The 14,379-nt window shown below is 41.3% G+C and carries 8 protein-coding genes, 14 tRNA genes, 2 rRNA genes and 1 pseudogene; 16 read left to right on the top strand and 9 right to left on the bottom strand.

Going from position 1 to position 14,379, the window contains the following annotated elements; translation table 11 throughout:
• Nucleotides 1–10: 10 nt before the first annotated feature.
• From OCV36_RS02210 to OCV36_RS02195, 4 genes are read right to left on the bottom strand one after another with little or no spacing between them, the layout of a single operon-like run.
• Nucleotides 11–718 (bottom strand): hypothetical protein, encoded by a 708-nt coding sequence (locus OCV36_RS02210; RefSeq protein ID WP_237297589.1) that lies wholly within the window; start codon nt 716–718, stop codon nt 11–13.
• Nucleotides 687–2,642, bottom strand: coding sequence for a site-specific integrase (locus OCV36_RS02205; RefSeq protein WP_135457262.1), 1,956 nt, complete (start codon nt 2,640–2,642; stop codon nt 687–689). Before OCV36_RS02205 ends, OCV36_RS02210 begins: the two co-directional genes overlap by 32 nt.
• Nucleotides 2,639–4,411 carry a hypothetical protein gene (locus tag OCV36_RS02200; RefSeq protein WP_135457264.1) on the bottom strand — a complete coding sequence of 591 codons (1,773 nt, stop codon included), beginning with the start codon at nt 4,409–4,411 and terminating at the stop codon, nt 2,639–2,641. The genes OCV36_RS02205 and OCV36_RS02200 overlap by 4 nt, the downstream gene beginning before the upstream one ends.
• Nucleotides 4,404–5,546, bottom strand: coding sequence for a tyrosine-type recombinase/integrase (locus OCV36_RS02195; protein WP_135457266.1), 1,143 nt, complete (start codon nt 5,544–5,546; stop codon nt 4,404–4,406). The genes OCV36_RS02200 and OCV36_RS02195 overlap by 8 nt, the downstream gene beginning before the upstream one ends.
• Nucleotides 5,547–6,058: 512 nt before the next feature.
• Here OCV36_RS02195 and mutY point away from each other — a divergent pair.
• The 16 genes and pseudogenes from mutY to OCV36_RS02115 all read left to right on the top strand — a co-directional run.
• Nucleotides 6,059–7,024 (top strand): annotated as a pseudogene (gene mutY, locus OCV36_RS02190) (A/G-specific adenine glycosylase); the annotation flags it as partial.
• Between the two features lie 28 nt (nt 7,025–7,052).
• Nucleotides 7,053–7,325: an oxidative damage protection protein gene (locus OCV36_RS02185; protein WP_017075434.1), complete on the top strand. Its 273-nt coding sequence runs from the start codon at nt 7,053–7,055 to the stop codon at nt 7,323–7,325.
• Nucleotides 7,326–7,394: 69 nt separating this feature from the next.
• Nucleotides 7,395–8,528: a membrane-bound lytic murein transglycosylase MltC gene (gene mltC, locus OCV36_RS02180; RefSeq protein WP_102553306.1), complete on the top strand. Its 1,134-nt coding sequence runs from the start codon at nt 7,395–7,397 to the stop codon at nt 8,526–8,528.
• A 103-nt stretch (nt 8,529–8,631) separates the two neighbouring features.
• Nucleotides 8,632–8,707 (top strand) — tRNA-Phe (locus OCV36_RS02175).
• A 74-nt stretch (nt 8,708–8,781) separates the two neighbouring features.
• Nucleotides 8,782–8,857: transfer RNA gene (locus tag OCV36_RS02170), tRNA-Thr, on the top strand.
• Nucleotides 8,858–8,864: 7 nt separating this feature from the next.
• Nucleotides 8,865–8,940 (top strand) — tRNA-Phe (locus tag OCV36_RS02165).
• Nucleotides 8,941–8,996: 56 nt separating this feature from the next.
• Nucleotides 8,997–9,072: transfer RNA gene (locus OCV36_RS02160), tRNA-Asn, on the top strand.
• 70 nt (nt 9,073–9,142) lie between these two features.
• Nucleotides 9,143–9,218, top strand: a tRNA-Thr gene (locus tag OCV36_RS02155).
• Nucleotides 9,219–9,225: 7 nt separating this feature from the next.
• Nucleotides 9,226–9,301: transfer RNA gene (locus OCV36_RS02150), tRNA-Phe, on the top strand.
• Between the two features lie 74 nt (nt 9,302–9,375).
• A tRNA-Asn gene (locus OCV36_RS02145) sits at nt 9,376–9,451 on the top strand.
• A 382-nt stretch (nt 9,452–9,833) separates the two neighbouring features.
• Nucleotides 9,834–11,459: a methyl-accepting chemotaxis protein gene (locus OCV36_RS02140; protein ID WP_135457270.1), complete on the top strand. Its 1,626-nt coding sequence runs from the start codon at nt 9,834–9,836 to the stop codon at nt 11,457–11,459.
• Nucleotides 11,460–11,693: 234 nt separating this feature from the next.
• Nucleotides 11,694–11,769: transfer RNA gene (locus OCV36_RS02135), tRNA-Phe, on the top strand.
• Nucleotides 11,770–11,825: 56 nt separating this feature from the next.
• Nucleotides 11,826–11,901, top strand: a tRNA-Thr gene (locus OCV36_RS02130).
• Between the two features lie 24 nt (nt 11,902–11,925).
• A tRNA-Asn gene (locus OCV36_RS02125) sits at nt 11,926–12,001 on the top strand.
• A gap of 36 nt (nt 12,002–12,037) precedes the next feature.
• Nucleotides 12,038–12,113 (top strand) — tRNA-Thr (locus OCV36_RS02120).
• 29 nt (nt 12,114–12,142) lie between these two features.
• A tRNA-Asn gene (locus OCV36_RS02115) sits at nt 12,143–12,218 on the top strand.
• Between the two features lie 322 nt (nt 12,219–12,540).
• Here OCV36_RS02115 and OCV36_RS02110 read toward each other — a convergent pair.
• From OCV36_RS02110 to rrf (OCV36_RS02090), 5 genes are all read right to left on the bottom strand, one after another.
• Nucleotides 12,541–12,936, bottom strand: coding sequence for a DUF2391 family protein (locus OCV36_RS02110; RefSeq protein ID WP_076654782.1), 396 nt, complete (start codon nt 12,934–12,936; stop codon nt 12,541–12,543).
• A gap of 903 nt (nt 12,937–13,839) precedes the next feature.
• Nucleotides 13,840–13,916 (bottom strand) — tRNA-Asp (locus tag OCV36_RS02105).
• A 30-nt stretch (nt 13,917–13,946) separates the two neighbouring features.
• Nucleotides 13,947–14,062: ribosomal RNA gene (gene rrf / locus OCV36_RS02100) — 5S ribosomal RNA — on the bottom strand.
• Nucleotides 14,063–14,104: 42 nt separating this feature from the next.
• Nucleotides 14,105–14,181 (bottom strand) — tRNA-Thr (locus OCV36_RS02095).
• Between the two features lie 73 nt (nt 14,182–14,254).
• Nucleotides 14,255–14,370 (bottom strand): 5S ribosomal RNA (gene rrf, locus OCV36_RS02090).
• Nucleotides 14,371–14,379 lie beyond the last annotated feature (9 nt).

The raw sequence follows: 14,379 nt of genomic DNA, 5'->3' as shown, positions 1-14,379 counted from the left end.
AGACCATAGATTACAAGCACCTCGCCTTCAATAAGGCTTCAACCTCTTCCTGTTGGCCCATGCTTTCAAGCAAAGAGAAACCAACAAACGCAGCATCCGGACGAACAAATAACGCATAAAAACCATCAGCCCCTCCAGGTAAAGCGGAAGCATATCGTTTTTTATATTGCTCAATTTTCGCCATAATCGACTCATGCTCCGATGGGTATAACCTCAAGACTTCAAACTGAAACCATAACGGCACTCGTTTAGCATAGCGCGGGGAAAAACCCTCCACGACCGGTGGAAATCGCCCCACTTGTTTCAATTGATTCAATTCGGCGACGACTTTCTTCAGTTCATCTTCCGACCTCATACGCTCTTGCCAAGCCTCAAACTGTGCCCCTTGTGCCAAAGATAACTCTTCTTCCAAGTTTAGAATTTTACTTTCCAATTCATCGACTCGATTTGGCTTGATTGCATATTTTTTCGATTCAAAACAAAGCCCAAAATCATCGTTCCAATCCGTGATAGCAAACAGCACTTGTTCGTAGAGTTGAGGATATTTTTTAATAGAGGTTCGACTAATATCAAATGTATTGGTAAATAAGCGTAAGGACATCCATTGACGACGCCCTGCTAACACATCCTCTGGCGTTAACAGCTTCAGTGCTTGTAATGCCTCCTGCAATCGTTCATTAAGCCCCTCACTCGGCTGTTTCTGCTGACTCACGAACATCCTCCTTAAGCTGACAGACAAGCTCACGAACTTCATCAATTCCCTGCACAATGCCCTCTTTTTCGCACGCTTCCATAATACTGAGTTGATCTTCCCAAAAAGGTAACTGAGCTGGCGTGATTACACAGTTCTCACAGGAGATACATTGCACCCGATTCAGGCGGCAATTATTAGCGCACGCCCCTTTATCGACTGGACGAACAGAAACCGAGTGAGCATTGAGTTGAACTTCCATGCCAACCCCAATCTTTTTTCGTAAAGTTTTTAAATTCTTGGATGTTTGAAAGTCCCTGCTTGCAAATTCACCCGAGGATACTGCATCACCTAGCCCTCCATGCAAGCTATTATTATTATTAAGCTGTGTTTCAATCACGGCTTGTTGAAAAGAGCTCTGATCCTCTAAAATCCAATTCAAAATCTCTTCGTCACCACCTTGAGTATAATATTCGGTGACATCACCAGTACGGTGAGCAAACTGATCTCGCAAAGCTTCAACACTACCAAGTGGTGAAAGCGCAATGAATCGTGCAAATGTACGCCGGAACATATGCGGAGTAACACGCATCGGGACGGATAACCCTTGTTCATTTGACAGATATTCCATGAAGGTATCGACTCGCCGTTTAATCGTCGACGCTCCCCATCTCATGGATAGCTTGTGATTGGCATTCAAACCAGACGACACGAAAAGGCTTTGATTTGCTCGCGCAGCGTCTCTCCACAACCGTTCATGCTTTCCATTTGACTTATGTCGTTCTAGCATTTCAAAAGTTCGCATACGCCGACATTGATTTAGTCGATTTAATTTCTCGATCACTAATTTCAATTTTGATGGGACAAGCCATCGATGTGATTCCCCTTCGGGCAAATATGCATATTTGAAAGTCATTCCTTGCAAATAACTTGATTTAAACTGAATTACAGCAAAGTCAGAACTTTTCTCCTGATAACACTCTTTTGATAAACTTGATAATTCGCTCTGACGCATACCTGTAAGCCCGAGAATTAAAACAGCAGCCGCAGCTTCAAAAAGAATAATTTCCCGTTCCAGTGCTGCATACGAGTTATATCCATACAGCACAAGGTACTTTTGGATTCGGTTAAATAAAGTACTTTTACTCGGAACATTTCCATCACGAGTGGGCTTATTCTTTAATTTTAATCGTTCACTTTCCCAGTAATTGTTATAAAGCGTAATAGCATCATCTGAGCAACTCACTATCTTCCACGCAGCTTGAATAATCAGAACCCATGAAGACTCCTCAATCACCGGAGTTTGTTTATATTTCTTTTTACTCCCCACCACCGCTGATGCTGAGCACCGACCAAATGGCGGGGAAGCTAAGGAACATTTAAGTAAACTTCGATATTTATAAAGCTGATACAACGGTTGTAACCGAATTTGTTGATGAACATGAGAAATCGTACTTTTGGTCTTGTTCTTGCGAACGTCACATTTAACCCATCGTAAGTACTCGTTCAACCTTAAAGGATCAGATAACCACTCCTCAAAATCCGTACCATCAAAAAATTCCTTCCACCATAAAAAGAATACCTTCCAGGCTCTCAATTCACTTTTAAGTGTCCTAACTGATATACCATCCTGATAACGCAACCACAAACAATCGCGAGCAGCTTCTGAAATGGTATAACCTCCGGAAGTCTCACTGTTATTCCACGCTAGATTTAGCTCTACAAGTTGATCTTTAAAATTTAGATTTCTCTCCGAACGATGTTTATTGGCAGCACCGTTCAATAGGTAAAACAACCACTCGTCATCACCATCCCCCCCTAAAGACAGCCCTTCAAACTCACCAATAGATAATCTACTTTTCTCCTGATAAGTCAGCTTTTTAAGTTGATCTACGGTCAACACCTTTGAACTCGAAAATTCACTTACTTGTTGTAGCGCTAGAGTTCTCACGATACTGCCTCCATATCCTTCAACATGCTTATTAAGTAAGAACTTTCATTTAGAGCCCATAATGGATATGGCGAATCTTCAGCGCGTTTTCGCGCTTTAGATACGACTAAGGGACGGTGCTTGAATGCATCTGGCAGATCTTTCTCCAAAATTTGCAAATAAGCGCCATAACGTTTTATCCAAACATGGGATGGAATTCTTCCGGACTCAAAATCATGTCTTAATGCTTTTTGAAAAGAAAAAAGTCGCCAAAGGTCTGTTTCTAAGATAACCATGTGAGGGCACAACAAGCATTGCATAAAATCCAAACAGCTTGGGCCTTGTGAGTTCATTTGTTCATGATTTTTAGGGTTCTTGCAGCTCCCAACATGTGTTTTAAATCGGTTATCAGATTGAATTAATTGCAACTCATTCTGTTGCTCAGAGGTTAGCCCGTAATCTTTTTCGTATTGAATCCAAGAGCTTATTTTCCCTGTGATCGAGTAATCATGTAACCGCTCCAGTAATAGACTGAATCTAGCCTGTTGTTCAGGCGATGTTTTTAGATAATGTCGATACGTCGTTAACGAAATCCCTTGACCGAAGCGGAGCTTATGACCAAGAATTCGAGAAACACTTGCTATAGAGCCGTACCGGCGCAGAACTTGGACACATGTCGGGCGTAAACGTGATAGCCTAATTCGCAAAGGCTTATCTTCATCGTCCATGAGTTCAAACATATTCGTGATAACATCAAGTGGTGCCGCGCTATTTTGATTGGTATTACGACTGCTATCTAAATAACCAGCTTTTAATGTTGTGACTTTTTCACTGGTCCGCGAAAAAACATTGATTCTATACAACCAAATGGACTGACCATTTTCGAGACCTTCAACGCTCCGATATTGGTCTGAACGCTCTTTAAGATACATAAACAAACTTTTCGCACTGGTATGAAACAGACGAGATTCCGCGATCATTTCACGTGTAGTTTCATCACCAACATCAAAATCCTTAACAATAGTACGATGCTGAGCACGTGGCTTGTAAAACGCAAAACAAACGCGACGCTCAGGATCATGCGGATGTGGATACATCGAATCGACAGTTAGTCGTAAGATGTCTGTTTTATTGGCGAGAGTATAAATTGACATCAACACTGCAGCTGCCGCCAATACAACTGAATCTGCACCACTCCACTTTCCATTTTTATCTTGTTCAATAATTTGTTTGCAGGTCTTTAGAATGCTGCGGAATTCTCTTTTTGAATAGGGCTCTCTTGGCGAGGAAGGAATACCTCGGACACACGGCACGTGCCCAATAAGAACATCTGGATGAACTTGCTCTGGATAGATTTCAGCCAAGCTCAACAAGAGTTTAGGGATCAACCGAGCAATCATTAATGACTTACGAAGCCTTCCTCGACGTTCCCCCTCCTGAATAGGACGAGATTGAAACCATTTCAGGTAGCTATATAAGAAAGCGTACCCACATACGCTAACATCCGTAATCTGCTGATGTTCATTAAGATATAGAAGAAAAACATCAATGCCTCGGCGATACTGACCCAGGGATTTAAGTGAGTATTCCTTCATATGAAGAGAATACACCCCAGTGTTAAGTTGTAAGATAACTTGTTTTAACTGTGGGTACTTAACGATACGAGATTGAACATCAAAGTGCGTGTTCCCATGAACAGGATCAGAAACTACCCACTTCATCGGTGCTTTGATAGCCACTACATTGGTAGTATTTTTTGAAGAGTCGATTACATCATTCGAGTTAAACATTTCGCTCTTCCTCCATCATCTGAGAAATATCTTTTTCATATTGATGAAGTACCTGACGGTCATTCGCATGTAATTCACTCGTCATATTGATATAAATATTGGCCGTTGTGCTTACATGTGCATGCCCTAGTTGTTTTTGTAGCCAAATCAAACAGGCCATTTCAGAAGGAAATCCTGCATCTTTCCAGCTCTCTAAAGTTCTTGTCGCAAACTCATGCCGAAGAATATGCGGAGTAATCGTATGACGTAATTGCGCCTTTAAAGATGCGTGTCGAAAGTTTTTCTGAATCGTAGAAGGGTGCCATGCAGACTTGCTAGAGCTAGCAAAGAACAAACGCGGATTTGAATGATTCGTTCCATTCATCACTTGCTCATATATTTTTAAATATAGAAGGCCCGGAATAAATACCGTTCGAGCCTTGTTATCCTTAATCGTCATCGAGCTTGGTGACAACTGGATATGATGTAGAGTGTTTGGACTTTGTGCAACAGTGCCGTAAGAAGGCAACGCTGATAGCGGTAAAGAAACAATTTCGCTAATTCTCATTCCCGTTCCTAACATTAACCCGACCATGGGAACGAACGGTTTAGAGACATAAGTAACGAATTGATTAATTTCATTCATTGTGGGTAGAGGAGCCCGGGTAAATGCTTCAGTAAGCAATAATCGATTTCGTCTCGTTTTCCGAACACTCTGCTTTTGATTAAAATTCACGCCCCCGCTTGCAGATGAGTTTTCTACTTTTACACCATCAAAATTTGCGCGCACGTAACCATTCTCAGATGCCCATTCAATGAAGCTCATAACAGCTCTCAATCGAATATTGATTGTCTGATTTGATACCGCATTTAGATTCTTCTTTAACTGCAGTTCTCGACGCCATGCAACGAGATGCTTTAGTTGAACATCTAACAGGTTAATTTCTGTGGATTGAATGTAAGCACAAAATTGTTCAAGAGCCTGTTGATTTGAGCGCATTGTGTGCTTCGAGTTCCAAAAACCAGACTCAACACGATCAAGCATATATTGTGTTGGCGCTTGCATAATCCTTCCAGTGCTATCTAAAAACACTGGTAAAGATAACGTCTGCCCATCTGAATCTCTTAAGCTTTGCGTTTGATAAATCACTTTCATTTTCATCTCCTTATCAATAAGTAAGTTTGATGAAAACATGAAACTCAAAACGCGCAACCCACGAAAACAAAGGATAATTGGGGGTTGCGCATTTAAAAAAGAGTGTTAGATGGGGGATAAATTGGCAGTAGCTTCAGGTAGTTTAAATCTTCGAAATCTACCCATTTTGAATAAATGAAATAAATCTATATAAACATCAAAAACCTCTAGGCAGACAACTTGTAAGGCTTGCGGGCTCAACGGTATGTGGTTTAATAAACTTTACTTAATCAAAACGAAGCGTTAATCCGCATTGAGAAAAAACATCCGAGTTCACATAATTGAGAATTAGATAGAAAGTAGCAATTGACCTGATAACTGTGCACTGATGTATCTATCTAAATAGATATGACTACCTAACCCGGAATTGACATTACTTTTTATAATCCGATAATTAATGACCCACTTAGATTTAAAAACTTCATTAACTACTGATTTATAATGACTAATATTAAAGTTCCACTTATTTCGTGATTACTGAAATCATGCTTCAACAGACTCAAGTCGCCACGGTGATTCCATATTACCAGCGCTTCTTAGAACGCTTTCCAACGGTGATTGACCTAGCGAATGCCGAGCAAGATGAAGTGCTGCACTTATGGACTGGGCTTGGCTATTACGCACGAGCTCGTAACTTACACAAGGCCGCCAAGATTGTTACCGAGCAATACGGTGGTGAATTTCCTCTTTCTATCGAAGAGATGAACGCGTTGCCAGGAATTGGACGATCTACTGCCGCTGCAGTTCTGTCTTCTGTTCACAAGCTTCCTCATGCGATTCTTGACGGTAACGTTAAGCGTACACTGGCGAGAAGCTTCGCTGTAGAAGGTTGGCCGGGGCAAAAGAAAGTCGAAAATAAGCTTTGGGAGCACGCTGAGGCGCAGACGCCCGATAAAGATGTCGATAAATACAATCAAGCAATGATGGATATGGGTGCCATGGTTTGTACTCGTAGCAAGCCTAAATGCACGTTGTGCCCGATTGAAAACATGTGTGAAGCTAAGAAGCTCGATAGACAGCTCGATTTCCCTGGCAAAAAACCTAAGAAAGAAAAGCCAGTAAAGGAAACATGGTTTGTAATTCTGTACCACGACAATCAAGTATGGCTCGAACAGCGCCCTCAATCTGGTATCTGGGGAGGGTTATTCTGTTTCCCTCAAAATGAAAACGCAGAGATTGAACATCAATTAGATCTTCGCTCGATCAAAGATAGTGAAATACACTCGCTTAAAACCATGATTGCGTTTAGACATACTTTCAGCCACTACCACTTAGATATCACGCCTGTATTAGTAAAATTAGATAAACAACCGGATTTGATAATGGAAGGGACTAAAGGTCTCTGGTATAACTTATCAAAACCGGAAGAAATTGGCCTAGCCGCTCCTGTAAAGCAGCTTATTGAGAGCCTACCCTTTGAACTAAACGACGACGTTTGAATCAACGAACGCGATAAGAGGAACCACTATGAGCCGCACTGTATTTTGTGCTCGCCTTCAAAAAGATGCTGAAGGCCTAGATTTTCAACTTTACCCAGGTGACTTAGGTAAGCGTATCTTTGACAACGTCTCTAAAGAAGCTTGGGGACAATGGCAGAGCAAGCAAACCATGCTCATCAATGAGAAGAAGCTAAACATGATGGATCCAGACCATCGTAAACTTCTTGAAACTGAGATGGTTAACTTCCTTTTCGAAGGTAAAGATGTCGTTATTGATGGCTATACTCCACCAAGCAAATAAGACATTTATTTAAGCAAAATTTAATGACATCATGGCTCACGCTGCGATGTCATTTTTGTTTGAGGAACTATGAAAAAGCTAAGTTACTTCCTAATAACCATGTTGTTAACTGGGTGCAGTCGTGAATTTGTCGAAGGAATTTATGACGTAAATTATGAGCCCACCAACCGATTTGTAAGTAATTTGGCTGAGTTACCCGGTCAGTTTGAGAAAGACACAGGTGCGTTAGACTCACTAATTAATAGCTTTTCAGGCAACATTAAAAAACGCTGGGGCAGCAATGACGTTAAAATGGCAGGTAAGAGTAACTATGTAAAATACATAGACAATTACTTAAGTCGATCGGAAGTAAACTTCACTCAAGGCTTAATTACGGTAGAAACCGTGTCCTCGACAGATCCGAAAAAACACCTCAAAAATGCAATAATGACGACACTTTTGACGCCGGATGATCCTGCTAATGTCGATCTATTCTCTTCCAAAAGCATCAAGTTAGAAGGCCAACCTTTCCTCTATAACCAAGTCGTTGATCAAGATAAGAAGCCTATCCAATGGACATGGCGCGCTAATAAGTTTGCCGATTACCTGATCGCTAATAACTTAAAAACCAAGGAAGTCGACTTTAAAAAAGCATATTACGTCGAAATTCCAATGGTGGCTGATCACGCTAGCAAACGAAGCTATAAGTATGCAGATATCGTTCGCCGAGCATCACAGCGTTACGATATTCCTGAAGACTTGATTTACGCAATCATCAAAACAGAAAGTAGTTTCAACCCGTATGCAGTGAGTTGGGCGAATGCTTATGGCCTAATGCAGGTTGTGCCGAAAACAGCAGGCCGAGATGTATTTAAGCTCGTCAAAAACAAACCTGGTGAGCCAAGTCCTGAGTACTTATTCAACCCAGAAAACAATATTGATGCTGGTACTGCATACTTTTACATCCTTAAAAATCGCTATTTGAAAGACGTAAAACATCCCACAACGCTTGAGTACAGCATGATATCGGCATACAACGGCGGTACTGGAGGCGTGCTCAATACCTTCAGTAAAGACAGAAAACGAGCAATGCGCGACTTGAATTCATTGCAACCTAGTCAAGCTTACTGGGCACTTACTCAGAAACACCCAAACAAAGAGTCGCGCCGCTACTTAGAAAAAGTAACAAAATTCAAGAAAGATTTTAACCAAGGTAAAACGTAAGCCTCACTTTTGAATAAAAAAACAACGAACGAACGGTTTTTTTAATTATTTTCAAAAAAGGTGTTGACGGTTATGCAGAAAATCCGTTTAATAGCGCTCCGTTGCCCGGATAGCTCAGTCGGTAGAGCAGAGGATTGAAAATCCTCGTGTCGGTGGTTCGATTCCGCCTCCGGGCACCACAATTTGATTTGTTGGTGTCATTACTCTTTAACAGGGAGTAGCAACACGAACAAAAGCATAAAGAATTTAGTGTGCCGACTTAGCTCAGTAGGTAGAGCAACTGACTTGTAATCAGTAGGTCACCAGTTCGACTCCGGTAGTCGGCACCATTCTTTTGCCTCGATAGCTCAGTCGGTAGAGCAGCGGATTGAAAATCCGCGTGTCGGTGGTTCGATTCCGCCTCGAGGCACCATTATTTGGTACTTAACAAATAATGGTCTTTATAGACCTGATGTTGAGACAAGTAATTCCCCTTTAGTTCAGTTGGTAGAACGGCGGACTGTTAATCCGTATGTCGCAAGTTCAAGTCTTGCAAGGGGAGCCATTTTAAAGAACTTCATTTTATATGAGGTTTTAATTAGAGAGTTTACTCTCTAAAGCAAAGAATTTAGTGTGCCGACTTAGCTCAGTAGGTAGAGCAACTGACTTGTAATCAGTAGGTCACCAGTTCGACTCCGGTAGTCGGCACCATTCTTTTGCCTCGATAGCTCAGTCGGTAGAGCAGCGGATTGAAAATCCGCGTGTCGGTGGTTCGATTCCGCCTCGAGGCACCATTATTTGGTGCTTAACAAATAATGGTCTTTATAGATTATTTTTATCTTAAAGAACATTGTTAAACACAAATAATTCCCCTTTAGTTCAGTTGGTAGAACGGCGGACTGTTAATCCGTATGTCGCAAGTTCAAGTCTTGCAAGGGGAGCCACATTCAAGAAAGCCAAGTCGAAAGACTTGGCTTTTTTTCGTTTGAGCAAAAGCTAACTCTTTCCAGACTGCCGCCAGCTCAACATTAAGCCCTAGTCATTCCCATAAAATTAAAGATATCCCCTTTCCTATCTCGACAGTACCAACCCCCTTGATTCATTCAAACTCTTCCGATACAAACTAAGCCACCTCTGAAATTAAGCACCTTTAGCCGATTATCGTTACATAAAAATAAACAACATGATGATCTATTACTTTTTTTTCTTCGAGAATTTAATCTCTATCATATTTTGATATCTTTCTGATATCTGCCCTACACGACATAGATTAAGATTCGGTAAATAATATGCAAAACTAATTATTGAATTGCAGCTCGGGGAAACATGAAATTAAAAACGCAAGCTTACTTATTATCGGGCATCATTTTGATCGCTCTGCTAGCACTTACAGCAACAGGTTTATGGACCTTGAAAGTCGCGAGTAACATGGACAACAAAGCTCGTGTAACTGAACTATTTAAGAGTGCATACAGCATTCTAACTGAAGTCGAAAAGATGGCTATCGAGGGTACTTTGGAAGAGCAGCAAGCCAAACAACTTGCGACTCGCCTGCTACGTAATAACATTTATAAAGACAATGAATATGTATATGTTGCTGATGAAAACATGACGTTTATTGCGACGCCTTTAGATCCGCAACTACACGGAACCAGCTTTAACGATTTTAAAGACGGTGACGGAAATAGCGTTGGCCAACTCATTCAACGAGTATTGGGAAACCGAACAGGACAGATCATCGAGTACACCTGGACGCAAAAACTTCCAGATGGAGCGATTGAAGAAAAACTGTCTATTGCAGAAAAAACACCACATTGGGGTTGGGTTGTTGGCACCGGCATTGGCTTCAATGAAGTCAATGCACGTTTCTGGTCGACAGCTCAATGGCAATTACTTCTATGTGTGATGATTGCGGGACTCATTCTATCGAGCTTAATCGTATCAATTAAACGAATGCTAGCACTTCTTGGTGGTGAACCTAGAGATGTAAGAGAAGCAGTACAAGCAGTCGCAGAAGGTAGAATTCAGACCTCTTTCGAAACTCAGGCAATAAACGGCAGTATTTATCATGCAGTGCAACAAATGAGTCAGTCGTTAGCCGAGCTAGTATCAAATCTTAATGTTTCTATGCTGGCATTAAGAGGCGAGTTACAACGTGTGGAAGATCGTGCAGGGTCTATCGCTCAACTAACTGAAACCCAACAACAATCCACTGAGATGATCGCGACAGCGATGACCGAGATGGCTTCTTCAGCCAACAATGTGGCTGATTCTGCAGGTGATACAGCGCGTAATACCGATGAGGCCGACAAACAGAGCCAGCATACTCAACATTTAATTCACAACACAGTAGACAGTATTCAAGGCCTAGCTGGCCAATTGGGTACAGCAAGTGAAGCTGTAGCCAACCTAGATAGCGATGTACACAACATAGTTAAAGTATTAGATGTCATCGGTGATATTGCAGAGCAAACTAACCTTCTAGCGCTAAATGCAGCAATTGAAGCTGCGCGCGCTGGTGAACAAGGCCGCGGATTTGCCGTTGTAGCAGATGAGGTTCGTAACCTTGCAGGTCGAACACAATCAAGCACTAAAGAGATCCAACTCATGATCAATAACCTTCAAGAAGGTTCTCGTAACGCGATAAAAACTATGAATGTGTGTGCGAGTACCAGTGAAAGCACCGTAATAGAGTCCCAGAATGCCTCTGAAGCACTACAGCAGATTGTGATCGCATTAGAGTCTATTTCATCAATGAGTCATCAAATCGCAACAGCAGCCGCTGAGCAGACTCAAGTGAGTGGTGATATCTCGAAGCGTATTAACATGATCGAGGAAAGTGGGAATCAACTTAGTCACGTAGTGACAGAAAGTCACAACAGTACCCAAACACTCGCCTCTCTCTCTAACGAATTAGAAACTTGGGTTAATAGGTTTGAAGTAAAACACTAAACTCTCAAAAAATCCTTAAATATAAAAGCACGTTTTCATACGTGCTTCTTTTATTTCGGCGCCCATTCAGTGTAGTTAAACGTAGTTTCACGATCTTTTAGAGCATGCTAGACCTAGGCTTTTTGAGTCAAATGAACAAAAACAACCCACTAAGTATAGAAAAACATCAAACGATACTTTTTTTGCAATTTAATGTTGACCCAGAACACGAAAACACGTTTAATACACCTCGTCGCCCGGATAGCTCAGTCGGTAGAGCAGAGGATTGAAAATCCTCGTGTCGGTGGTTCGATTCCGCCTCCGGGCACCACAATTTATTTGTTGGTGTCCTAGACAACAACAGTAAAGCACAAAGAAATATTATGTGCCGACTTAGCTCAGTAGGTAGAGCAACTGACTTGTAATCAGTAGGTCACCAGTTCGACTCCGGTAGTCGGCACCATTTCTTTAAAGCTTTAAGAATAATTCCCCTTTAGTTCAGTTGGTAGAACGGCGGACTGTTAATCCGTATGTCGCAAGTTCAAGTCTTGCAAGGGGAGCCAAGTTAATCATCAAGCATAAGCTTTTTGATTCATGATGCCGACTTAGCTCAGTAGGTAGAGCAACTGACTTGTAATCAGTAGGTCACCAGTTCGATTCCGGTAGTCGGCACCATTCTCTTGATTAGAGACTAAACAATCAATTCCCCTTTAGTTCAGTTGGTAGAACGGCGGACTGTTAATCCGTATGTCGCAAGTTCAAGTCTTGCAAGGGGAGCCAATTAGAAAAAGCCGCATCATTGATGCGGCTTTTTTACATCTGAAGATCCTACTTTATCCCACACTTCCTATTACCTCCTATCATTCAAAACTAGCAATTTTAACGCTCTTTTACCTTTATCAGATCTTACTCTTTAGTTTCCTTTGAATTCTTGAAACCTCAAACTGAACATCTGTGTAGCGAACTTACTTATAACGTTATCTATGAAGTGTTCTCCAGAACAATTCAAATCATGTGTATAAGGATAAGAAATCTATCGGACTAGTCGAATAAGCTATCTAAAGGTTCTGTTAGCTACTTTAATTCAAGTGCTATGGGTAATTCACTCTTTATCAAAACTATCTACCACAATCGCTCCCATCGACGCTGGCATTGAAATAACAATAACCCTTTTGATCGATACAATAGGATCACTCAATAAAGGCAGTTTATCCAAACAAGTCAACACCAAAGCAACGACCATTGCAGTCATAACATAAGCAATCACTATTCTGAAAATAAACACCGGTAACCGAGCAACAACGTCTTTTTGAAAGACACTCTCATACGTATAAAAGCCAAGGAAAACAGCAGACAGCAGAAATAGCAACAGTAAGTTAGCGGTAGGTAAAGTCTCCCCTAACTTCCACGCCTCTTCAGAAAAAGAAATCGGGACAGCCAAAGCAAAAGATCCTACAAAGATCTGGCTCGCATCTTCAAAGTTAAAGCTTAATTTCATCTAGTTACCTTTAAGGCTTTGGGGCTTAATCAATTTATCAAAGTAATCCCAAAACTATCAGTTCATGGCTACAAAAGTTTGAGGTTTACCAATTAACAAAGATAACCTTATGTAGCTTTATATTAGTCACATTAACCAAAACATAGCTTGAGCTAGTAGGCACTAAACTAACTTATATACAAAGATATTTGATAATCAAGTCACTCATGGAATTTCGATAACTGATATCGGGTAAATAAATACGATTCAGTCAAAGAGAATCTTTAACGCAACTAAGGAAAGTATCGATACTCTCTCTAGGCAAGGTCACCAGGGATCTTCTATTTATTTGGTTAATCGCACTTTGTAATTTCAAACCTAAGCTAATCACATCATTAACATCAGCCTAATACATGGCTAGTTACTTAAATAATACAGTTTGAGTTGGTAACCTTTAAGTCTATTAAATAAACGCTCTTGACGCATGCTAAGAGGCGTAAAGGGATAGTAGACTAGCATATGCCCAATGCTGGATTAACAATACTCATAGCCTAAACGAAGTCATGGCAGCACAAACCAAACAGAATTGGACTATCCCTCAATTTCATATAGCGGCAGGCCGTTAGAGTAACTGTAGGCTAATCGCCCGACTTTGTTTACCAAGGGGGAAAATACCAATAAAGATCTAGCTATGTGGCATCACAACCTATTGATTTCGTAAGTCGAATAACAAAATTACATCTAAGAAATGGGAAAGGCTAGGTGTTCTGAGAAGGACTAAAATGGTAAAAATTGACACGATAGACCAATGAGCAGAGCTCCCGGTCGATAGGCAAACATCTTATAGGACTAAGTTGGTTGAAGATCAATATATGATGCCAGAAACGACGAAAGCCTAGTCGTAAGACTAGGCTTTCTAATAAGTGGCGGAGTGGACGGGACTCGAACCCGCGACCCCCGGCGTGACAGGCCGGTATTCTAACCAACTGAACTACCACTCCGCAGTGTCTATTCAGCATAATGCAATTTAAGCCTGACGATGTCCTACTCTCACATGGGGAAACCCCACACTACCATCGGCGCTATTGTGTTTCACTTCTGAGTTCGGCATGGAATCAGGTGGGTCCACAATGCTATGGTCGTCAAACAAATTCTATTGTTAACTTGATGAATCAAATCAACTAAATAGTGGTGCTGATACCCAGACTCGAACTGGGGACCTCACCCTTACCAAGGGTGCGCTCTACCGGGCTGAGCTATATCAGCAATTCAGGAATCGTTTAAAGACGATTCTGAAAACTTTTTGTTTTCACTTTAAAAAAGTGAAAATAAATTTAAAGCCTGGCGATGTCCTACTCTCACATGGGGAAACCCCACACTACCATCGGCGCTATTGTGTTTCACTTCTGAGTTCGGCATGGAATCAGGTGGGTCCACAATGCTATGGTCGCCAAGCAAATTTTA

Source organism: Vibrio echinoideorum (genome assembly GCF_024347455.1).
Lineage (GTDB): Bacteria > Pseudomonadota > Gammaproteobacteria > Enterobacterales > Vibrionaceae > Vibrio > Vibrio echinoideorum.
The sequence above is the reverse complement of the archived record's forward strand: the minus strand, read 5'-3'. Positions and strand labels throughout refer to the sequence as shown.